The sequence below is a fragment of the Sessilibacter sp. MAH3 genome (assembly GCF_054658275.1).
The window spans coordinates 1-21352 of sequence record NZ_BAAGIE010000035.1 but is presented as its reverse complement, the minus strand read 5'-3'; the positions used below and the strand labels follow the sequence as shown (position 1 = coordinate 21352).

The window sequence follows — 21352 nt, the reverse complement described above, 5'->3', positions numbered from 1 at the left end:
CACTTTAAGGCCGTCAACAATTTAACAACAAAAAATTTAAATCTTTTAAATTAAACCAATGACTTACCGATTTTGGTGGAAAATTTAATCGATTCAGACGGGCTTGGTCTATTTTTAAACCTGTGGGAGAATACGCGCCCTCTTTTTTATGCAACCTTTGAACACCACAGCAGCCAACTTTTGGTCAGAACTTCGGATATCACCATGACAGCATTGGTATTGGATGGCAAAGCCATCGCCCAAAAGACAGAACAAGAACTTAGCGAACGAATTAATCAACTAAAGCAACAAAGCGGCGGTAAAACCCCAATTCTTGCAACCATATTAGTTGGTGGTGATCCCGCATCAGCAACCTACGTTAAGATGAAGGGAAATGCTTGCTCAAGAATTGGAATGGATTCATTAAAGGTAGAACTTCCTGAATCTACGACTACCGAGCAATTATTATCCGAAATTGAAAAATTAAACGCTAATCCCGATGTTCACGGCATTCTTTTACAACATCCCGTTCCTGAGCAAATTGATGAACGCGCCTGCTTTGATGCCATTGCATTAGAAAAAGACGTAGACGGCGTAACTTGTTTGGGCTTTGGCAGAATGAGTATGGGTGAAGACGCTTACGGTTGTGCTACCCCTAAGGGTATTATGCGCTTGTTAGAAGCCTATAATATTCCATTGTCGGGCAAACACGCGGTGGTTGTCGGAAGAAGCCCTATTCTTGGCAAGCCAATGGCGTTAATGTTGTTGAACGCAAACGCAACCGTGACCATTTGCCACTCACGCACCGAAAATCTTGCCGATCATATTAAACAGGCCGACATCGTTGTGGGAGCTGTTGGTAAACCGGAGTTCATTAAAGCCGAGTGGATTAAAGAAGGTGCCGTAGTGGTTGATGCCGGCTATCATCCAGGTGGCGTTGGCGATATTGAGTTAGAGCCTTTAAAAGATAGGGTTTCAGCTTACACTCCCGTTCCCGGCGGCGTTGGCCCAATGACCATTAATACGTTGATTTATCAATCCGTTGATTCCGGCGAGAAGAAAATTCAAGCTCAACTATAGAAAACTCTGACCAACCTAGAGTTTTCAGTGACACAAGGATGTGTAGCCAATTTCAAGAACCGTAAGTGATTGAAATTGTGAAGAAATTGAAAATCGCATTTTCGATTTCTGCCCTCTGATTAAATCAAGGATGAATTAAATGGATGTGTTCATCAGAGGTTCCCATAGAAACCAAATTTAACGAACTGACGACCTCAATGACACAACCACCCTTCTCTAGTAACACTGAGGTTGCAGCACTCGATATTGTTTATCGCGATGATTTTTTTATCGCCGTAAATAAACCCTCTGGCTTATTGGTTCACAAAAGCGAAATCGATAAATACGAAACGCAATTTGCAATGCAAATACTTCGAGATCAAATAAATCAGTGGGTATTCCCTGTACACCGTCTCGACAAGCCTACCTCCGGTGTTCTTCTATTTGCCCTCAGTGATACCGCCGCGAGAGATATCCAACTTACATGGCAAGAAAAAAATGTCACCAAAACCTATTTAGCGGTTGTTAGAGGTTGGTTAAATACGGCAACAGACGTTGATCATCCATTAAAAGAAATACTGGATAAATACACCGATAAAAAAGCCAAGAAAGATAAACCCCCTCAAGAAGCACAAAGCCTATTTATACCGCTAAACAACATAGAGCTTGAAGTTGCCAATGATCGCTTTAAAACCAGCCGATATTCACTCGTTAAATGCCTACCTAAAACGGGAAGAAAACATCAGTTACGCCGACATTTAAAACATTTAAGTCATCCAATAATCGGTGATGCCAAATTCGGCAAGAGCTTACATAATCGCATATTTTCAGAGCAATTAAATTGCAATCGTCTGCTATTACACGCGGCATCACTTGAGTTTTATCATCCTTACACCAATAAATCTGTTTCAATTTTCGCTGAATTTGATCAAACAATGAGTCAATTGTTTGAAAAATTCCAATGGCCATCATCGGTTTCAGAGCTGTTAAACAATCATTATGCGTCTTGATAAATATCTATCCAATAACACCACCTATTCCCGTACAGATATAAAGAAAATTATTAAAGCGGGAAGAATTACCGTAAATGAAGTTGTCGAGAAAAGCACCAGCTTCGCCATTTCAGCCGACGATTTAATAAAGCTAGATGGTAATGCCGTAGAAGTCTTCACCGATATGTACATTGTATTTTATAAACCTGCCGGAATTGTCTGCGCGACAACAGATGCTGAACATCCAACGGTAATCGATGCGCTAAAGCAATCGGCAGAAGATGAAAACGACACAAAACTGCTCGATGCGCTCTATAACGAAAAAATACAAATTGTCGGTCGGCTAGATAAAGATACAACCGGACTTCTGCTGTTAACCAGTGATGGCCATTGGAATCACAAGGTTACCTCACCAAAATCAAAATGTCCGAAAACCTACCGAGTATCACTGGAAGAAGACATTACCGAGGCGCAAATTGCCGAGCTTGAAACCGGTGTTCTACTAAAAAACGAATCAAAACCCACCTTACCAGCAACGGTAGAAAAGATAACCAACACCGAGATATTACTAACGATACAAGAAGGTAAATATCATCAAGTGAAACGCATGCTTGCCGCAGTTGGCAACAAAGTCATTGCCTTACATCGTACCGCAATTGGTCGTTTAACATTACCCAACGAACTGCAAGAAACCGAATACTTCTACCTTGATAACAGCGAAAGAGATACTTTTTGTGAAAATGAATAACGTCCAAGCTTTATTATTTTCTAACTATCGCAATCGCATTAAAGATGTGAGTCAAAATTCCCTCTGGGTATTGGATGAAAGCTCTGAAAGCATCAGTAAAGCTCTACTGGGCGATGACGTTGCCATTATCAGCAATCGTCAGGATATTGTTTCTGAACATCCCACAGAGCGAGCATTTCTGTCAGATTTTAATTTTCAAGTAATATCAAAAGCCGTTCATTGTGTTTACTTCAGAGTTGCCAAAGAAAAAGCCTTAGTACACCATGTGATCAATCAAGCGTATAAATTATTACCGCTTAATGGGCAATTAATTTTAGCCGGTGAAAAAAACGAAGGCATTAAATCTTATGCTCAAAAGGCAAAAGATTTATTTGGTCATGGATCAATCGACAAACAAAAAACCGGTTATTTAGTAATCCTAACCAAAACTCAAACCGATTCAGAAAATTTTCTAGACGACCAAAATTACACCCAATACGAAATAGTTCATCAAGCAGGCGATATTCCATGCTTTAGTAAACCCGGTGTTTTTGGCTGGAATAAAGTAGACCAAGGCAGCGAATTATTAATTCAGGCCGTAAAAGAATTATTAGAAAATGATAATTATGCCGAACGTATAAAAAAGGTAAAAACCTTAGATTTAGGTTGTGGCTGGGGATATTTATCACTAGAAATTAGTGCATTAGGCTTTGAACACATCTACGCAACCGACAACAATATTACAGCGGTCAATGCGCTAGAAAAAACTTGCACAGAAAATAAAATAACGCGCATTCATACCTGGGTTGACAATTGTGCAAAAAACTGTCAAGAAAAATTCGATCTAATTCTTTGCAATCCACCGTTTCATCAAGGTTTTGACCACGTCTACGATTTGACAGAAAAATTCGTATCTACCGCCAAACAATTAACTAAAAAAGGCGGGAAAGCTCTGTTTGTGGTGAACCAATTTTTACCTTTAGAGCAAAAAAGCAAAAATCTGTTTTCAAACTGCACGGTACTAAAGCACGCAAATGGCTTTAAAGTATTTGAATTAAGTAACGGAAACTCTGATTAACCTAGAGTTTCCCGCGACACAAAGTGAGTTAACCAGAGGTCCACAACTACGGTTCGCGTTAAATAGCGTGGATTAAAGCTTCAACGACTCAATTAAATAAGTATGCCCGGCTTGAAAGCCAAATCGACGGGCTTCCGGTAAATTATTAATCGCGTCAGTAAAAGCCTCATAGGTAACCGATTGTTTAGATAGGGCTAGAATGCGGTTTTCATAGCTCTTGGAACTTAAAATAAACGCGCTCTTAAAACAACTGGCCAACAGAGACGATCTAGACTCAGCTAAAACCTTACGTAAATCTGACAATTTATCGAAGTTAAACACCAGTACACCCGTGTCGTTTAAACGGCTCTCAAGCTTTTCAATCCATTGTGTTGTGGCAGCAATGCTGCGTTTTGGATCGCCGCTCATACCAGCAAAAACATCATCAATAATAAAATCAAATGATCGCTTTTTATTCTGAGCCACCCAAGCCAAGGCATTAGCTCTAACCAACGAATAAGACTCATCAACGCCAAAATATTTTCTCGCCAAATCAAGATGAACAGCGTCAATATCGACTCCCGTAATCTTACAATCGAGAAAATAATGTCGAAGCATTCGCAGAACAGCACCACCACCCACACCCAAAATTAAGGCATTAGACGGCTGGGTTTGTGACAATAAAGACGGCAAAAACAATAAATCCCAAACTGCACCACTGAGTATTGAGCGATCATTAAATTGCGAATGGAACAGTCCATTCGTGAACAAACGAATGCTACTTCCGGCAGAAGTGACTTTATATTGATTACCGTTAATTGTTTCTTCGAACAAGACAGCCATAGTGAGCAATTGTAGTTATAAATTATTATCTGATTAAAATTCGAACCGACTGTTGACTACAATGTTCGTAAACATAATCGGAGCCTTGATTATGAAGTAAAAACGGCAAGGCGTCATCCAAGCATGGGTACTGGTCGATAAGCACATGACCTGCATCGGGAAATACGAAAAGTGTCGATCGTAAAAAATGGGAATTTGCTGCTTCAACTTGAGACAACTGTGTCACTGGATCTAAACCACCGGCAAGCAAAACCGTCTCTACCGAAACATTCGCAGATTTGTAAGGTGCTAAATAATTCGAATACTGTAACAACCGGCAAAAATCGGTATCAGTATCGTAAGAAACAAACTGAGATAAATAGCCGATTTCGCCTAAATTTTTAGAAAATACAGAATGATCAATCGGATTATTATCAATGCATTGGTTTACAAAATAAACCACATCACCAAACTCTACTCTCTGACTATTAATACTTGCGTCATCGGAATACCAATCGTTTTTCGATGCAGTTAATAGTTGTTGAATATTCTTTGCAGAATTATGCTCGCGCATTTTCTGAAAAATAGCCTCCGCTAAATAACTTTCATAGTTAAAATCAGCACTGTTATTTGTGGAGACCTTGTTTTCGGCGGTACTGTTTTCGGCGGTACTGTTTTCGACGGTGCTGTTCTTGACGGTATCGTTCGTATCGACATCGTTTTGGTTGGTAGCAGAAACTGGCTTTCTGTAATCGAGAGCGCGCTTAAGAGAATCGTCTGTAACCGAACATAATGACGAAGTTTTACAGTAATGAATAAGATTTAAAAATGCTTGCCGATATTTTAACGGCCACTGATTTGGATCGTTATTTTCGAGGGAATGCAACGAGTCCAGCACCATTGAATTTATCAAATCAGACTGTTGCAGCGCAGCGATAACAGCAACACGGGTCCCGTACGAACGAGCATAAATATTGAGCTGATGAATATTCAACAACTTCGCCAGACCCAACAAATCGATAGCATTGGTCTCAGCCGAGAAATCCAGTTCCGAATATCCAAAATTTTGTGCAATTTGCCAGCATTGCACCAATGATAAAAAACGTAGCTCGCTTTCGCTGTAATTAATGGACAATTTATTTTCTAATAAACGCAATCCAAGTTTTTCTATAGCAGCGCTACCCGAACTGGTAGATGCGCAATCAACCGCTGGAATGGAACCACCTAAACCTCGGTAATCCATCAAAATCACAGCTTCTGACAAGCCCTGTCGGTGATACCAACCCAACCAATATTGAAGGGATTTAGACTGAATTCCCGTTGCCGATCCCGGCCCGCCGGGTAATACCACGAGTGGAATTTGTTCGTCGAAAATATCTTGAAGATTGAAGCTGTTTTCAGGCCAATTAATGTTTGATAACCCAAGATTAGCAGAGCCGTCTTCTGAAGAATGGCCCTGCGCGGGAGTTTTCAGCGACACTGCATTTACGGCAACATCTTGCTCCGAGAGCCATTGAGTCTGAATAGAGTTGCGATGCTCAACTTCCCTCTTCTTAATTACAACAAAAGGTATTTGAACATTATTATTGTTAATTCTGGGGGTGGTATAATATCCACAAAGTACATAAAAATCATTTGTTAAAGCATTGCCACAATCATTTACGGTTATTGAATTTAAATTCTCTAACGATGGCTGAGCGGCAGAGACATTCAAATGATATAAACGCCACGCCACCCCTGCCAAAATAATACAAATTGCGGTACAGAAAAAAATAAAACAATTTTTTGGCGAAAAAAGATATTCACTCAACTTTTAACCTTCTTCGAAAAAAGATCAAAAATCGAACGCAATTGCGAAAAATCTGACTTAGCTGCGGCGTTTAATCCAGAATCTATCTGCGACTCACCTACATTCAACGTTTTTATAAAACTGCCCTGTTGGTGAACATAAGAGTCGCAACCTAAAGATTGCGAAATAACTTCTTTAGACCATAAACCCGTCTGTGGAAATGCGAAAAAAGAGAACTCCTGATCGCAATAATGAAATCGCAGCGCAAACGCATGCAGGTACACCCAGTGTTCGTCTTTTGGTGCAATATTTATAAATACAGATTCAGGATGGTTATCACATTGGTAATCACCACCGCCATAAAGATGGTCGCCTAAAATAGGCGTACCCAGCGATTTTAATGCTGCTCGCAGCTGATGTGTTTTTCCGGTTTTTGGATATAACAAATACAAACGTAATCCAGATTCTACGGAATAGCTTAAAAAATGAGTTTGTGCTGGGTTATTTAGGGTTCGGTCAAGCCGCCAGGCACCTCTTCTGGCTCGAATCATGTCGCCTTTTATAAGGCCTTGTTTCTTTTTAGGTTTACCGTATGCCAACGCTAAATAAAGTTTTTCAATACTGCGCTCTTGAAACAGCCGAGTTAAATGTGCACAAACAAACTTTGTTTTTGCAATTAACAACAGGCCAGATGTTACCTTGTCTAATCGATGGACTGGATATAACTCGTTAAGGTTAAGCGTTTCTTTTACAGTATTAAAAAATCCTAATGTTTCTTCATTATCATGGAAGTCTGCATTGTTCGGTTTATTAACAACCAAAAATTCTTCATTTTCAAAAATAACATCGATCATGTGAACTATTACTTACCTGCACTCAGTTTTCTAAAATGAACGAAGTCTCTTAAAACTTATTCCGCAAAATTGTGACTCGCGTCAACGGAATCCACCTAGCGCAGCTCCCAATTTCTTTTCACTCAGATACAATTTCAAATTAATAAATAGCAAAGACATCCAACAAAGCCATAATTGGTACACCTTTTGTTTAATAAAATTTATACTCAGAAATCAATGGATAATATTTACCATTCGATTGAATTCAGACATTTATTCAGTTACGGAATTTTTGATCATGAAATTATTGACTACCCAAGCACCAAATCTTCTATTTAAACGTTTGGCGCCTTCAATTTCGGCCAAATTTAGACCAGTTCGCCTAACAGCGGCCGTAGTATCAATTGCATTAGTGACACAATTAACCGCCTGCGGCACCCTATTCTATCCAGAACGAAAAGGACAAACTCAAGGGCGTCTCGATCCCGGAATTGTAGCACTAGATGGTGTTGGCTTGCTGTTATTCATTATTCCCGGACTGATAGCCTTTGGTGTCGATTTTTACCACGGTACAATTTATTTGCCAGGCGGTAAAAGCGCCAGTTTAACGCCAGATGAGCTCAACTCCTTGCAAAAAAACAAGCAAGTTGATGAATCTGCGCTCAAAAATATGGTTAATACAAAATTTGATTTAAATGTATCGCAATCACAAGAATTAACGCAGATGTCTTTTAAGTCTGTTAACGCTCTTGCCGAGGCCGTTCAATTGGCAAACAACCAGCATAATTTTGCCAGCCGATGACACACTCTTCCCGAAGCGAGATTGATTGATACTTCGGGAATCATAAAGACAAAACCAATGTCTATTCAGTGGCGCTAGTGACTTGTAATTTACACGCTCTAGCGCCATATTTATGAAAAGGTTCCCATTTCTGCCTCAACCAGACATCGGTAGCAACAATGTTTAATATTCTTACGCCTTCAAAATTTAATTTCTCTAAAATTCGTAAACACATTACCGCTTCTATTGCTTTACTTGCAGTGTCATTACCGGTTTTCGCTCAATTTGTTGACGAAAAACAGTGGCCTAAAATTACTCCGTTAACACCCACAGACGAAGCACATCTTGTGAACCAAAGAGATTCCATTGATGAACTTACGTCGTTAAAACTAGGAACACCCATTAAAGGCAACAAGTCAGATTTAGAGACGTTGCAAAGAATAATTGATCAAAAATTAATCCCATCAAGTGACAGATTACAATTGCAAGCGCTTGGAGTGGTGTTAGGTGATCAATTTCAAAGAGAATATAAGCTTGAATGGCGTGTCTATGAAGACCAACTTGGCCGCAGTCGAGCCTTATGTTTTCCTCAAACTGAGCACTGTATTTTTCCAATCACTATGCTTTCAAGACGTATGGAAGCAGGCCTAAGCCCAAACGTTTCTGACATTTACGCCAAAACCGCAGAAAGCTTAAAGCCATTAACCCCTAAGTTACCCTACTCGGTAAATTAAACGCTCAATAAATTCAGCTAAAAACTCTGTATTTTTCACCGGTTCGAGTATCCTTTGCTAATTTGCCAAATCTGTAGAAGGAGTAACCGGTGAACGACAATACCGTAGGAGAATCAATAGCCCAACTCACTGCGTTGTACGATGCAATTGCCACTTTTTTGGTGACCTACAGCTTCCAAATAATTGGAGCTATCGTTATTAGTTTGGCGGGGCTTTTGGTCGCCAACAAAGCGTCAAACTGGGTTAAAAAAATCTGTCTTGCGCGTCATTTAGATGTAACTCTTACCAACTTTGTCTGCAATTTGGTAAAAATTACGGTCGTTGTAATGACCGTTGTGGTAGTGCTCAATAAACTCGGCATCAACATTACGCCTATGGTGGCGGCAATTGGTGCGCTGTCTTTGGGTGTTGGACTAGCAGTACAAGGGTTGCTTTCTAACTACAGTGCCGGGCTGAATATTATTGTTACGCGCCCGTATCTGGTCGGCGATACTATTTCGTTATTAGGTGTGACCGGTGTCGTTAAACAAGTTAATCTTGCAACAACGGTTTTAACCAACGAAGACGAAGAGCAAATTACTATTCCAAACCGACATGTCATTGGCGAAATTATTCATAATTCCAACGCATGTCGAGTTGTAGAACTGTCTATTTCGGTTGCTTACAACAGTAATTTAGATTTGGCGCAACAAGTAATGTTAGATGCTTTTCGATCGGTAGTAGGCAACGATTCTAGAGAGCCACAAATTGGCATTAATAATTTTGCCGACAGTGGCATTGAATTGGCAATGCGTTTTTGGGCTCCAACCACTAAATATTTTGAGCAAAAATTTCTTACTAACCGTGCAATTTACGACGCTCTCATTAAAAACAACATCGAAATTCCTTTCCCACAAAGAGAAGTTCGTTTTCTAAATTCATCATCACACACCCAATAATTATCTATGAATTATTTAAAACCCTTACAGAAAAACGGCGTTTATTCCGAAGATTTGGAAGACATTGCTAAACTGTTAGAAGATCGTGCGTCAAGCAAAGGATTTAAACATCCTCAGTCGGTCTATCATTCAATGGCTGTAGATTTAGCACTAGGAACCCTAGAAATGAAAACCGAGGCTGAGTCTGAACTTGGTAAAAGCCACTCATTAAAAGATTGGTTAGCCATTATTTTGGGGCAATAAAATCGCTTTAATTAAGCAATTGGCAGAACGAAAAGATTTTTTGCGCCGCGCTTGCAGCGCTGCATTGAGATCGAAATTTTAAACAATAAAAATCAATATCCAGCGATACAAGAGTGTGTCACCAACATTTAGAACGGTAAGTGCTTGAAATTGCGAAGAGATTGAAAATCACATTGTCAATTTCTTCGCTCCGATTAAATCATGGAAGAGTTCATCGGAGCTTTCGATAGAAAAAGTAACTTATTTACAGCAGTTCTCACGGTACTTCTTATAGGAAACTCTGATTAACCTAGAGTTTCTCGCGACACAAGGATGTGTCGCCAATTTCAAGAACGGTAAGTGATTGAAATTGTGAAGAAATTGGAAATCACATTTTCAATTTCTGTCCTCTGATTAAATCATGGAAGAGTTAATCAGAGGTTCCTATAATACTTCTAAGTCACGTTTAAGCAGCTCTCTCGGTAGATCCTGTTCAAGCTGAAGAATGTTAACCTCTTCAAATACGATGTAATCAATTTCTAACTCTTCACACACCGTTTTTCGCTCTAAACGTGCCGCTAATTGCGTGGGTGTTAAGCTCGTGCTCCAAATATCAATAAACAATCCGACTCGCGGTAAATAAAAATCGAAAATTAAACTCGCACGAGCTGGATGAGCAATATTCTGTGCAACGACCACACCGGTTAAATAACACCAAGATAAAAACGCTGCCGCTTGCGGGCTTTTAACATCAATACCGTTTAAGCTGCACAAATGCGGTTTAATTTCGATATTGGTGAGATTAACGCAAGCTTGTTGAAAATAATCCTGCGCCAATAACGATTTGGGCCAAGAGCACCAAGGCACACCGGTTTTAGCGTTTTCGTGCTGAATACCACCAACCGACGCCCCCAAAGGTGTAAGCGTCCAGCCTTTGTGTTCGCGCTTCAACCAACCGCAATGTTGAAGTAATAAATTCACCAAACGGCCGCTTAAGCCAACTTCTTTGGCAATATCACTGGCTTTAAGCGTTTCATCTTTATCAAAGCGAAAAATAGGATGCGTTAACGCACTTTCCGGCCAAACAATATAGTCGCCGAATTTTTTGCTGTGGCGAACCTGACCGCCTTCAAACTCACCCTTGGCGGTTAAATGCCACTGATCGCCCTGCTGAGTCAGCCAGCCCGATTTAATTAAGACTTCGGTGACTTCTTTTAAAGATACGCCCAGCGCATCGGCCATTGCTGACCGAGAAAATACTTTTTCCTTTGGTGTTGCAGAAGTTGGAGATTCTGTCATGACTGAGTTTTTCGGTACTTTTTAATAAGGTCGTAAGCAGCTTGGATTTTTTGCGCACGCTCGGTGGCCATTTCAATCATTTCTTGAGGAACGCCCTGACCTTGAAGTTTATCTGGGTGATTTTCACTCATCAATTTGCGATAGGCTTTTTTAACAACCGGATCACTAGCATCAGAGGCAACACCCAACGATTCATAAGCCAATGCCAATTCATCTTTACTCGGTGTATAGGGTTGCGAGCCGTGTCTTTGCTGTTGTTGGTAAAATTGCGCCTGGGCGCGCAACATCGCCATAAGCTGTTTAAAAGCAAACTTAGAAACACCTAAATGCTCAGAAATCTGTCCAAGGCACTCTTCTTCAGCATCATCAATTTGACCATCGGCTAATGCAATATTAATAAGATAGGTCAATAAAGTTTGTCGTAAGCTGGGTAATTTATTACCAATGGAATTGAATTCACCGACAACGCCAGGAAGATCAAAATCCGTTTGACCACCTTTCTTAAAGTATTCGATCGCTTTAGCACGCATTGCAGTCGAAAGCTGCATATGTGCCATAATTTCTTCTGCACGTGCCACTTCTTGCTCAGACACTCGACCGTCTGCTTTAGCAACATGCCCCATTAATTGGAAAACAGAAGAAAAGAACACCTGCTCTGCATGAGCACGATCTTCAGCGGATAACTCAGGACGAAACTTAGACAACCCTCTGTCGAAAAAATGTCCTAAAGCGACGCCGACAATAGCACCAATGGGGCCGCCTAGGGTTATCCCGAGTAAACCACCTACTACCTTTCCAAAAAACATCTCACATCTCTCTTAAATCGATGAGCAAGAGTATACCTAACCAGAGGTAATCAGCTCAAAACCTTTGCAGAATTCAAAGCTTGCATCCTAACAGGACTCCCAATAGAAGGCATATAGACAGCAGAACAAAGGGATAGGTTTATGGAGAGGAAAATCTTGAAAGGAAAAAGCTATCAGGATGTAACCAGCGAGATGTAGTCGGTGAGATGTAGTCGGTGAGATGTAGTCGGTGAGATGTAACTAGGCAAACAGAATGCGCCTGAGCACACAGAGATCAATGTCGATTCGGCAAAAGGCTCTATGGGAATCGTGGATGAAAAGTGTCATTCGCAGTCAAAAAAAACCCTGCTAATGCAGGGTTTTTTCAGAACAACGTCAGGCCAATTACTTAGAAGTAATTACTTAGGGCCAAAGGTTCCGATTTCTTTCACAAATGCATCGCGTGCTTGCTCTGCAATGGTAGAAAATTCTGAGCTCTGATCTTTAAGAAGATCAAACAACGCTTTGCTAGAATCGATATTGAATTGCAAAAGCTCTTCAGGCGATTTCAATGCTTGAGCTTTTTTAGCTTCGTCTTGGAAAAAACCGGACAACGCTTGAGCAGCTTTTTGCTGTTGAGCAACGGTTTTAGAGATAACATCTGCCTGCATAGTCATTAAAGACTTAACAGATTCAAATGGTTTCATCAGATCTTCGTTCATGAGATTAATCTCCTAGAAATATTTCTAAATAGCGAACTTCGTTAAACTATTCGTACCATTGAATGACTGTACGACTACGCTCTGTACATACTCTTTCGTACGCTTTTCACAACCATTTTGCAATCGATAATGTTCGTAAGGAAAAATAATCGCTGGTTTTCTTACTCAAATGCCAAACATATCTTTTGCTGCAATGCAGCAATTGTTATTCAACCTCATCCTAATGTCAAGATTTTGTTAGGGAAACTCTGATTAACCTAGAGTTTCCAGCGACACAAGGATGTGTCGCCAATTTCAAGAACTGTAAGTGATTGAAATTGTGAAGAAATTGGAAATCACATTTTCAATTTCTGTCCACTGATTAAATCAGGGATGAGTTAATCAGAGGTTCCTTAGAGATATTGATGAACTATTCCAATGAAGACAATCCAAAGACTGATATTACGCCACGCTAAACTCAAGGAAAAAGCATGCGAAATCTGATGATTGGATGTTTTCTAATCGGGTCATTATTCTCCATTGCAACCAAAGCCCAAACATCAGACCGTGTTCATGAGCCATTTCCCGCCGAGGCAAACCCAAACGGAGTCATCGTCCAAGTCACCTGGCCAGAATCGAACGATTCCATTCTGGTAACGGTTACTAACGCGGATTCTTACCGCCATAAAATACAGTTGCCCAACAAAGCGCATTTGGCCAACACAACTAACCTGCCTGAAAGCTGTAATCAAGCACAAGCAATCTCGCTTATTTCTCGAAAAGTTAACTTAACGCCGCAATCTTGTATCACCTATCAATTGCGTATTGATGAATTTGACCCGCCAGCTTGGCGAGGAAGAACCTCAGTTGCTCATCAAGATTCAGTTTGGCAGCTAAATACCTACGATTGGCTAATCCGAACATCTGCGCCAACCACGGTAGAACTAATTCTTCCCAACGGATATTCCGTCACAAGCCCATGGCCGTTACAAACAATGGGCGATAATCACTACCGTTTGAGCATCACCGAAGCACCCTCTAATGAATCAGGGCATTTAATCATTGGCCATTTTCTAGGTGGTCGAGAATTTCTTGGCGCTATGGAGATCGATTTTGCCTACCTAGGTCACGAGAAAGATTTTGGCAAAATACACTTGTGGATTCAAAAAAACATCGAGCAATTACAAACAACTATCGGGGCAAATCCAAGCTATCGAATACAGGTAATCGCAATTCCAACCGCCCCCATTCCCTCGGGTGAACCGGTTCCTTTCGGGCATGTGGTGCGAGCCGGCACACAAACCGTTAGATTTTATGTAAATCCCGCAGCAACCTCCCAAGAACTTATGTCTGACTGGACCGCTGCCCACGAATTCAGTCATTTGTTGCAACCCTATCTTGGCGATAATGGACGCTGGGTATCTGAAGGCTTCGCCAGCTATTACCAAAATGTATTAATGGCAAAGCTAGGTGCTTACGATGAAAGAACCGCGTGGAAGAATTTATTGGCAGGATTTCAGCGCGGCATGGACGTTCGCCCAAAGGTCTCGCCGAATCAGAGCCCCAAAGCGGGTATGAGAAGCGCCCGCATGATGATTTATTGGAGTGGCGCTGCCATCGCGTTAATGGCCGATGTCGAAATTCGGAAAATGACCAATAATAAACAATCCCTAAATTCGGTTTTCGCTGAGCTAGCCAATTGTTGTTTACCTGCAAATCGCAGCTGGAGCACGATAGAAATGTTTACCAAGCTCGACACCTTTTTACCCGAGCCGGTTTTTATGCCTCTTTATTCACAATGGGCCGACCGTACCGGCTTTCCAGATGTTGCGCCAACGCTTGCCGAAATTGGCGTTATTTATAAAAACACTATATTTAACTCGAACCTTAATTTCATAGAAACATCTCATACCGATATTCGACGCGCCATAATGTCAGCAGATGTTAATTAACTCATAAGCAATGGAAACTCTGACGAACCTAAAGTTTCCTGAAGTCAACCAATAGTAATAAAATTACTTTTTAGACTACCAACAAAAAATTACATTTTTACTAAATTCCAAAACTCGGTAATAAACGCAATACGTCCATCTTTTTTCTTGAGAAATACTGCTGTAGCTCGATTTTCATAATTATGTCGAACCGACACCCACTCTTCGCCTTCTTTATTTTTGCCAATAGCTACGGGATACCAAAGCGAATCAGATCGCCCCGCTCTTTTCACCCGAATAACATTTTTACGAGTATCAAAATAAATCTGTCCAAACTCTGCTGTACTTTTGTCTTCATTAATAAAACGTGCCGTCGCTTCGGTATAACGATCATCAATCCATTGATAATTGTCGGTTATGGTTAAAATTTTTGGTGCTTTTGGCGGTGGTCGCTTAGCATGTGCAACAACGGCATTCGCGAGAACATCTTGCAAACGGCTAACCAAGGCGCGATCAAAACGGTTAATAACAACGTAGTAAGCACCTTCGGCTTCCTGGCTAAAACCAAATCTGGATAAATACCCGTCGGCGTCACCCGAATGCCCATGAAATAAATAATCTTCTACTAAAGCCGTGTAATTACCCAACGCATAACCAAAAGTTAATCCTGATTCGGCAGCTAAACCGGTATTGGGTGTAATGAATTGTTGTAATTCTTTCGCTGACAGTAACTTAGGATTCAACAACTCCTGCAAATATCGGCTCATATCCAAGGCAGATGCATTGAGACCACCAAAAGGTCGATAAACCGTATGCCAGTAGGGAATTACTGTAACTCCGTCAGATTTATAACCTATCACCCGAACCGAACTCTGTTTAAATCCGGCGGTTGTCATACCCAAAGGATTGAGCACCACTTCGGCTAAAAAGTCTTCATAAGGTTTCCCACTCACCTGTTCTATCACGTAACCAACAAATCCCGCGCCTAAATTACTGTATGAACTAAATTCGCCCGGATTCCAGCGTGTATGATGGTATTGCTTAAATTTCAGCAAGGCGTCTTCAAGAGGTATCGGCTCGTTAAAATCAAACTCCTCACCACTGATATCGGTGAAGCCGGCCGTATGTTCGAGCAGTTGCGCTAAAGTAATATCGTTGGCATAAGAATTTGTTATCCAACCTTCTTCAATGAATTTCGAAATCGGGTCGTCAAGCGCAACCTTATCGGGATATTGTTCTATTAATTTTAATAAGGCGATAGCGGTAAAAGACTTTGTAATTGAGCCTAAGCGAAATACCGTCGAAGCGCTAACAGGCTCAATGGCTTGGGCATTAGCGTCAACGGGCACATTGCCAAAATTCACAAAAAAAGTATTTTGTGGAGTAATAAGCACGGCCTGTCCCGAAAGCCCCGGATATTTCGAGACGACATCATTTAATTGTTTGTGAACGAGTGGAGGAATAGGCAAGGTAACTTTTTCTGACGCATTAACGCCACTGATTACTGCACTAAAAAAGAAGCTAAATAACGCGGTAAAAAATACCCATTTTTGAGCAAATAGCGTTGCAAATGGTTGAAAATGTTTCGTCGTCATTTGAAGAAATTTAATACTCCGTCGCTGATATAACCGGGTGAATTTACCAAGCTTTCCAAGAAGCTCAAGACGTGGTTAACTGCTATTTTCTACTACCCAATATCAGATTACATAACTATGAGACGAGATCCACAGTTAACCCTAGATGCGTTAAGAACACTTGACGCCATCGACCGCCGTGGCAGTTTTGCTGCCGCGGCCGAAGAATTATCGAAAGTCCCTTCCGCTTTGAGTTACAGTATTCAAAAGTTAGAGGAAGAATTAGACCTACTTTTGTTTGATCGTTCCGGACACCGAGCATTATTAACACCCATTGGCCGACTCATCTTAGAACGTGGCCGTGAAATTCTGCACGCAACCGAAGAAATGATCTCTGACGCGCGCGCCATGGCGGACGGCTGGGAGCCGGAAGTTACCATTGGCGTAGAAGCGTTATTTGAAGAAGAGCGCTTATTCCCACTAATTTCTAAATTCGAAAAGGTCTCGGGAACGCGCGTCAAATTGCAAAGCTCGGTGCTTTCAGGCACTTGGGAGCTTCTCGAACAAGACAAGGTAGACCTGGTCATTGCCTCAGACATTGGTATTCGCTTGGCCGAAATCCAAACCCGATTTTTGTACAACGAAACCATTATGTACTGTGCGGCGCCAACGCACCCAATCCATCAAATGGAAAATCCGTTGGCTGAAGAATCTCTGACGCAATTTCGCGCAATCGCCGTGGCAGACTCAGCCATTACACGTCCGAAAAGAGAAGTCCGACTGTTTGATAAACAACCTCGCTTAACCGTTTCTAGTATCAGTTTAAAGATTAATGCGCTGGTTAAAGGAATTGGTATCGGCTCTGTTCCCATCTCTCGTGTGCACGACCTATTAGATAACGGCAGCTTAAAAGTCATTGGCGACGGTGCACCACAACAAGTTGCTATGCAGCTGGCGTGGAAAAACCAACACATGGGCAAGGCCAAACAATGGTTTATGCGCGCCATTACGGACTTATGCCAAGAGTCCTAAGAGCCGAATAACAATAGGAAACTCTGATTAACCTAAAGTTTCTACCGACACAGTTTCTCTCGATACAAGGATGTATTGCCAATTTTAAGAACGGTAAGTAATTGAAATTGTGAAGAAATTGGAAATCGCGTTTTCAATTTCTTCCCTCTGATTAAATCAGGGATGAGTTAATCAGAGGTTCCAATAAGTTCACAACGATTCTCCTTCTGTAATTCCAATAAATTAAAACGATTAGAACTTGCAAAACATTTTTGCATAACAAAAGTTTAACCGAATCTAATCGCATTTCTAAAGGCCCTCAATTAATGGCCTTTTTTATTTGTTTCTAACACCAGAAACACCTAATCTTTGCGCAATAAAAATTGCCCAAGATTATTTATCGATGATGAACAACAAAACCACGTTTAAACACCGCCATAGCCAGCACAATCCTTTAAAGACCACCTTAAAACAGGTCGCTAAGAATTTAATAGTGATCACATCCATCACTATTGCAGCCTGTGCAAACAACACCACGTCTAATAAATCAGAATTTAGCGCAGAAAATACCACTTCCATTTACACGCTGAATAGCCAAAATAGCTGCAATAAAAATATCAAACTAGAGATTTTAGGCTCGGGAGGCCCAGAATTAGATGATCACCGTGCCTCTACAGGTTATTTAATATGGATCGATAACAAAGCACGCTTTTTAGTAGATTTTGGTTCGGGTTCGGCATTGCATTTTGAGCAATCAAACGCACGTATTGAAGACCTAAGCGCGGTGTTACTAACGCACTTACACGTAGACCATGCCGCCGACCTGCCCGCTTTAATAAAAGCCTCTTACTTTACTGACCGCCGCGAAAATTTGTTAATTTTCGGCCCGACCGGTAATTTTAAAATGCCAGACACGAAAGAATTTATCACCGGATTGTTTGGTGAATCAGGCCCATTTCGATATTTATCAGATTATCTTCCAAGCACCAACAACGAACAATCTCAGTATGTTATCGAAACCCAAAACATCGATCATTTAAAACAAGAAATTGTTACTCATAAAATCGAAGACGATCTTCACATATCGGCAACCGGCGTAAAACACGGAATTATTCCGGCTGTTGCTTGGCGAATAGATATTGGTAGCTGCTCAATCAGTTTTAATGGCGATATGAATACCGGCGGTGACGCATTTATTCCATTAATTAAAAACAGCGATGTTTGGGTTGCGCATAACGCAGTACCCGAAGACGCAGGACGCATTGCAAAAAGCCTGCACATGCCACCGTCTGTTATAGGAGCGTTTGCAAAAGCTGCAAATATTCAGCAATTAATTTTATCGCACAGAATGAATAGAACCCTTGGCCGCGAACAAGAAACCAAACAAGGCATAGAGCAATCTTTTTCTGGCAAAATTTACTTCGCAGAAGACCGCGACCAATTCATATTAAACAAAAAAAGCTCTGATTAATTCAACCATAATTTATGGACCTCTGATTAACTCATCCATGATTTAATCAGAGGACAGAAATTGACAATGCGATTTCCAATTTCTTTACAATTTCAATCACTTACCGTTCTTGAAATTGGCGACACATCCTTGTGTCGCGAGAAACTCTAGGTTAATCAGAGTTTCCTTTAAACAGAAGAAAATAATTAAAAACCGAACACATTAAAAAGAGAATGACCATGAAAAATGTTGTTATTACCGGAAGTAATCGAGGTATAGGATTCGCGCTGGTTGAGCGCTATCTCAAACAAGGCTTTAACGTTATCGCTCTTTGCCGAAGTGCGAGCGACGCACTTAAAAACTCAGGCGCCAACATTATTGAGCACATTGATGTTGGCGATGACAAAACCCTAGTGCAATTAAAACAACAGGTTGCCAAGCAACTCAAATCTGATCATATAGATATTCTTATCAACAATGCTGGTGTGTTAAGTCGTGAAAGCATCGGCTCTCTAGACGCAAACGCCATTGCACAACAATTTAGCATCAACAGCATTGGCCCTCTAAGAGTTACCAGCCAACTGCTGCCCCTACTCGCCTCGGGCTCAAAGGTCGCCATGATTACCAGCCGCATGGGATCTATGGCTGACAACACCTCGGGAGGGTATTATGGCTACCGAATGTCAAAAGCAGCATTAAACGCCGCTGGAGTTTCTTTAGCGCTCGATCTAGCACCCAAAGGCGTTGCCGTGGCACTGTTGCACCCCGGATTTGTGCAAACCGACATGGTTGGTGGTAATGGCGATATCACGCCCAAACAGTCCGCAGAGGGTTTAGCCGCACAAATCGAGAAGCTCACCCTTGCAAATTCCGGCGGCTTTTGGCATTCCAATGGCGAAACCTTAACTTGGTAATGAACGTTTTATGAGCAACACCCAAATTCACGAAATGAATACACAGCAACACAACAATGCCTTCGAAACACTTCGTGCAAAACGCCTTGCCGAAGCCACAAAACCGTTTTTGGCGCGTGGCGCTAAGGTAATTCGCTGCAAGCGTTGTCAGCTCAGCCGATGCATTTGTTCATTTCGTGAAGAGGTCAACTCAGATGTCGACGTTATTTTGTTACTTCATCGCAATGAAGTTTTAAAACCCACCAACACCGGCCGATTAATTGCGGATTGCTTTCCAAGCAATACCTTCGCCTATGTTTGGGCAAGAACCGCCATCGATGCAAATTTAGAGCAATTATTAAAAGACCCAACGCGAGAATTTTTACTGTTATTTCCCGGTGAGAAAAACCCACAACTAACAGCTGCAACAGTTACTGAATTACCGCAAGACAAAAAACTTACCGTGATAATCATTGATGCAACTTGGAAGCAAGCGCGAAGAATGTATCTTCAAAGCCCTTGGTTGCATCTATTCCCGTGCATTCCCTTATCTGAAGACCAACTTTGCGGACAATACGGCATGCGCAAAGCGCCACGAGACATGCAAACCTCCACCGCAGAAGCATTTATCGCTGCATTAAATAATTTAAACAAACCCGCAACAGCCGAACATCTACTCGCCTACTTTAAGATATTTAATCAGCATTATTTATCCATGCGCATGAACGTTCCGCTAGAAAAAATAGGAAACTCTGATTAACCTAGAGTTTCTCGCGACACAAGGATGTGTCGCCAATTTCAAGAACGGTAAGTGATTGAAATTGTGAAGAAATTGGAAATCGCATTGTCAATTTCTGTCCTCCGATTAAATCATGGATGAGTTAATCAGAGGTTCCTATAGTAAATAATTTCGACGAAAAATAATTACCCAAAGGATATTACCCATGTGCGGAGGCGTACGATTTAAAGCCGATGGTGACGAATTAAAAATTTATTTTCCAAACCCAAAAGCCGTGTTACCCGTACGCCAAAAAGACGGTAGCCATAAACTGGTTGCCTGGGGCAGACGAGAAAGCCAACCCGGATTTATGCCAAGAGGCGGCTGGGCAAGACTCGACTCCATTCATTCGGGCAAATGGAGCCAATACTCACCCATTCCCGTTAAAATTGACGTTGAAGCCTTTATGGAAAAAGACATCAACAACGAAAGCCAATGGTACGAACTAAAATCCGGCGAATTTATTCAAGGATTAATTGCCACACTCGGCAACGAACAACGTTTATACGTAGTAACCGAAGCATCAAACAACAGCAACCACAAAACCGGACGCTGGCCCCGAGTTATCTCTGAAGAAACTTAAACCTCAACATTATTCGCAATAATAAAATGTTGTTATTAAAATACCGTCAAATAAATTTATAAACTTGATAATTAAATAAGAACCCGTAACTAACCAAAAAGCCATTTATTTACCAAAAAATCTTATTCAACTAAAAACCTTTAAATAACCCAGCCATCATTTAATTACAGAAAACAAATTAAAAAAACCGAGTTTAAAATAAAAACTATAGGAACCTCTGATTAACCTCCGAGATCTGCCATAATATCTCGTCTGCAAATAAAACGGTTTGATCATGAAACAACAAACACTGAACACCAACGGTTTTGAAAAGTATCGCAAGAAAACTCGTAAGGAAATCTTTCTTGAGCAAATGAATCAAATTCTACCATGGGCGGAATTATGTTCGGTGATTGAACCCTTTTATCCAAAACC

The 21352-nt window shown here is 41.1% G+C and carries 21 protein-coding genes; 14 read left to right on the top strand and 7 right to left on the bottom strand.

Going from position 1 to position 21352, the window contains the following annotated elements; genetic code table 11:
- Positions 1–204 precede the first annotated feature (204 nt).
- From folD to ACYQ2C_RS16530, 4 genes are all read left to right on the top strand, one after another.
- The gene (gene folD / locus ACYQ2C_RS16545; protein WP_460047766.1) at positions 205–1059 is read left to right on the top strand and encodes a bifunctional methylenetetrahydrofolate dehydrogenase/methenyltetrahydrofolate cyclohydrolase FolD; all 855 of its coding nucleotides are present in this window, start codon (positions 205–207) and stop codon (positions 1057–1059) included.
- Positions 1060–1202: 143 nt separating this feature from the next.
- A complete protein-coding gene (gene truC / locus ACYQ2C_RS16540) occupies positions 1203–2048 on the top strand; it encodes a tRNA pseudouridine(65) synthase TruC (protein ID WP_460104239.1) in 846 nt (281 codons plus the stop codon).
- Complete coding sequence (locus tag ACYQ2C_RS16535; protein WP_460104240.1) at positions 2038–2778, top strand: pseudouridine synthase; 741 nt, start codon at positions 2038–2040, stop codon at positions 2776–2778. The genes truC and ACYQ2C_RS16535 overlap by 11 nt, the downstream gene beginning before the upstream one ends.
- On the top strand, positions 2771–3835 hold the full coding sequence (locus tag ACYQ2C_RS16530) for a class I SAM-dependent methyltransferase (RefSeq protein WP_460104261.1): 1065 nt from the start codon (positions 2771–2773) through the stop codon (positions 3833–3835). The genes ACYQ2C_RS16535 and ACYQ2C_RS16530 overlap by 8 nt, the downstream gene beginning before the upstream one ends.
- A 72-nt stretch (positions 3836–3907) precedes the next feature.
- On the opposite strand, the gene ACYQ2C_RS16525 is transcribed toward ACYQ2C_RS16530, so the two are convergent.
- The 3 genes from ACYQ2C_RS16525 to ACYQ2C_RS16515 form a co-directional block, all read right to left on the bottom strand.
- Positions 3908–4657: a spermidine synthase gene (locus ACYQ2C_RS16525; RefSeq protein ID WP_460047760.1), complete on the bottom strand. Its 750-nt coding sequence runs from the start codon at positions 4655–4657 to the stop codon at positions 3908–3910.
- A 25-nt stretch (positions 4658–4682) separates the two neighbouring features.
- Positions 4683–6350, bottom strand: coding sequence for an alpha/beta fold hydrolase (locus ACYQ2C_RS16520; protein WP_460104242.1), 1668 nt, complete (start codon positions 6348–6350; stop codon positions 4683–4685).
- Between the two features lie 92 nt (positions 6351–6442).
- Complete coding sequence (locus tag ACYQ2C_RS16515) at positions 6443–7279, bottom strand: pseudouridine synthase (RefSeq protein ID WP_460104244.1); 837 nt, start codon at positions 7277–7279, stop codon at positions 6443–6445.
- A gap of 277 nt (positions 7280–7556) precedes the next feature.
- Here ACYQ2C_RS16515 and ACYQ2C_RS16510 point away from each other — a divergent pair, with 277 nt between their 5' ends.
- The 4 genes from ACYQ2C_RS16510 to ACYQ2C_RS16495 all read left to right on the top strand — a co-directional run bounded on the left by ACYQ2C_RS16510 (position 7557) and on the right by ACYQ2C_RS16495 (position 9954).
- A complete protein-coding gene (locus tag ACYQ2C_RS16510; RefSeq protein ID WP_460104245.1) occupies positions 7557–8060 on the top strand; it encodes a hypothetical protein in 504 nt (167 codons plus the stop codon).
- A 158-nt stretch (positions 8061–8218) separates the two neighbouring features.
- Entirely contained in the window at positions 8219–8773 is a 555-nt protein-coding gene (locus ACYQ2C_RS16505; RefSeq protein ID WP_460047754.1) for a DUF3806 domain-containing protein, read from the top strand.
- A gap of 89 nt (positions 8774–8862) precedes the next feature.
- Positions 8863–9711, top strand: a complete 849-nt coding sequence (locus ACYQ2C_RS16500) for a mechanosensitive ion channel family protein (protein WP_460047752.1) — start codon at positions 8863–8865, stop codon at positions 9709–9711.
- 6 nt (positions 9712–9717) lie between these two features.
- Positions 9718–9954, top strand: a complete 237-nt coding sequence (locus ACYQ2C_RS16495) for a hypothetical protein (RefSeq protein WP_460047751.1) — start codon at positions 9718–9720, stop codon at positions 9952–9954.
- A 423-nt stretch (positions 9955–10377) separates the two neighbouring features.
- Here ACYQ2C_RS16495 and ACYQ2C_RS16490 read toward each other — a convergent pair whose 3' ends face one another.
- The 3 genes from ACYQ2C_RS16490 to ACYQ2C_RS16480 all read right to left on the bottom strand — a co-directional run bounded on the left by ACYQ2C_RS16490 (position 10378) and on the right by ACYQ2C_RS16480 (position 12739).
- A complete protein-coding gene (locus ACYQ2C_RS16490) occupies positions 10378–11232 on the bottom strand; it encodes a helix-turn-helix domain-containing protein (RefSeq protein ID WP_460104248.1) in 855 nt (284 codons plus the stop codon).
- Entirely contained in the window at positions 11229–12038 is an 810-nt protein-coding gene (gene djlA / locus ACYQ2C_RS16485) for a co-chaperone DjlA (protein ID WP_460047748.1), read from the bottom strand. Before djlA ends, ACYQ2C_RS16490 begins: the two co-directional genes overlap by 4 nt.
- A 398-nt stretch (positions 12039–12436) precedes the next feature.
- The gene (locus ACYQ2C_RS16480; protein ID WP_460047746.1) at positions 12437–12739 is read right to left on the bottom strand and encodes a hypothetical protein; all 303 of its coding nucleotides are present in this window, start codon (positions 12737–12739) and stop codon (positions 12437–12439) included.
- A gap of 470 nt (positions 12740–13209) precedes the next feature.
- On the opposite strand from ACYQ2C_RS16480, the gene ACYQ2C_RS16475 reads away from it, so the two are divergent.
- On the top strand, positions 13210–14670 hold the full coding sequence (locus ACYQ2C_RS16475) for a hypothetical protein (RefSeq protein WP_460104250.1): 1461 nt from the start codon (positions 13210–13212) through the stop codon (positions 14668–14670).
- Between the two features lie 89 nt (positions 14671–14759).
- On the opposite strand, the gene ACYQ2C_RS16470 is transcribed toward ACYQ2C_RS16475, so the two are convergent.
- Entirely contained in the window at positions 14760–16244 is a 1485-nt protein-coding gene (locus ACYQ2C_RS16470) for a serine hydrolase domain-containing protein (protein WP_460104251.1), read from the bottom strand.
- A 117-nt stretch (positions 16245–16361) separates the two neighbouring features.
- On the opposite strand from ACYQ2C_RS16470, the gene ACYQ2C_RS16465 reads away from it, so the two are divergent.
- The 5 genes from ACYQ2C_RS16465 to ACYQ2C_RS16445 all read left to right on the top strand — a co-directional run bounded on the left by ACYQ2C_RS16465 (position 16362) and on the right by ACYQ2C_RS16445 (position 20938).
- Positions 16362–17255: a LysR family transcriptional regulator gene (locus ACYQ2C_RS16465; RefSeq protein ID WP_460047743.1), complete on the top strand. Its 894-nt coding sequence runs from the start codon at positions 16362–16364 to the stop codon at positions 17253–17255.
- 319 nt (positions 17256–17574) lie between these two features.
- Complete coding sequence (locus tag ACYQ2C_RS16460) at positions 17575–18705, top strand: MBL fold metallo-hydrolase (protein ID WP_460104252.1); 1131 nt, start codon at positions 17575–17577, stop codon at positions 18703–18705.
- Between the two features lie 218 nt (positions 18706–18923).
- Positions 18924–19598 carry an SDR family oxidoreductase gene (locus ACYQ2C_RS16455; RefSeq protein ID WP_460104254.1) on the top strand — a complete coding sequence of 225 codons (675 nt, stop codon included), beginning with the start codon at positions 18924–18926 and terminating at the stop codon, positions 19596–19598.
- A 10-nt stretch (positions 19599–19608) separates the two neighbouring features.
- Positions 19609–20337 carry a tRNA-uridine aminocarboxypropyltransferase gene (locus ACYQ2C_RS16450; protein WP_460104256.1) on the top strand — a complete coding sequence of 243 codons (729 nt, stop codon included), beginning with the start codon at positions 19609–19611 and terminating at the stop codon, positions 20335–20337.
- Between the two features lie 184 nt (positions 20338–20521).
- On the top strand, positions 20522–20938 hold the full coding sequence (locus ACYQ2C_RS16445; RefSeq protein WP_460104258.1) for a hypothetical protein: 417 nt from the start codon (positions 20522–20524) through the stop codon (positions 20936–20938).
- Positions 20939–21352 lie beyond the last annotated feature (414 nt).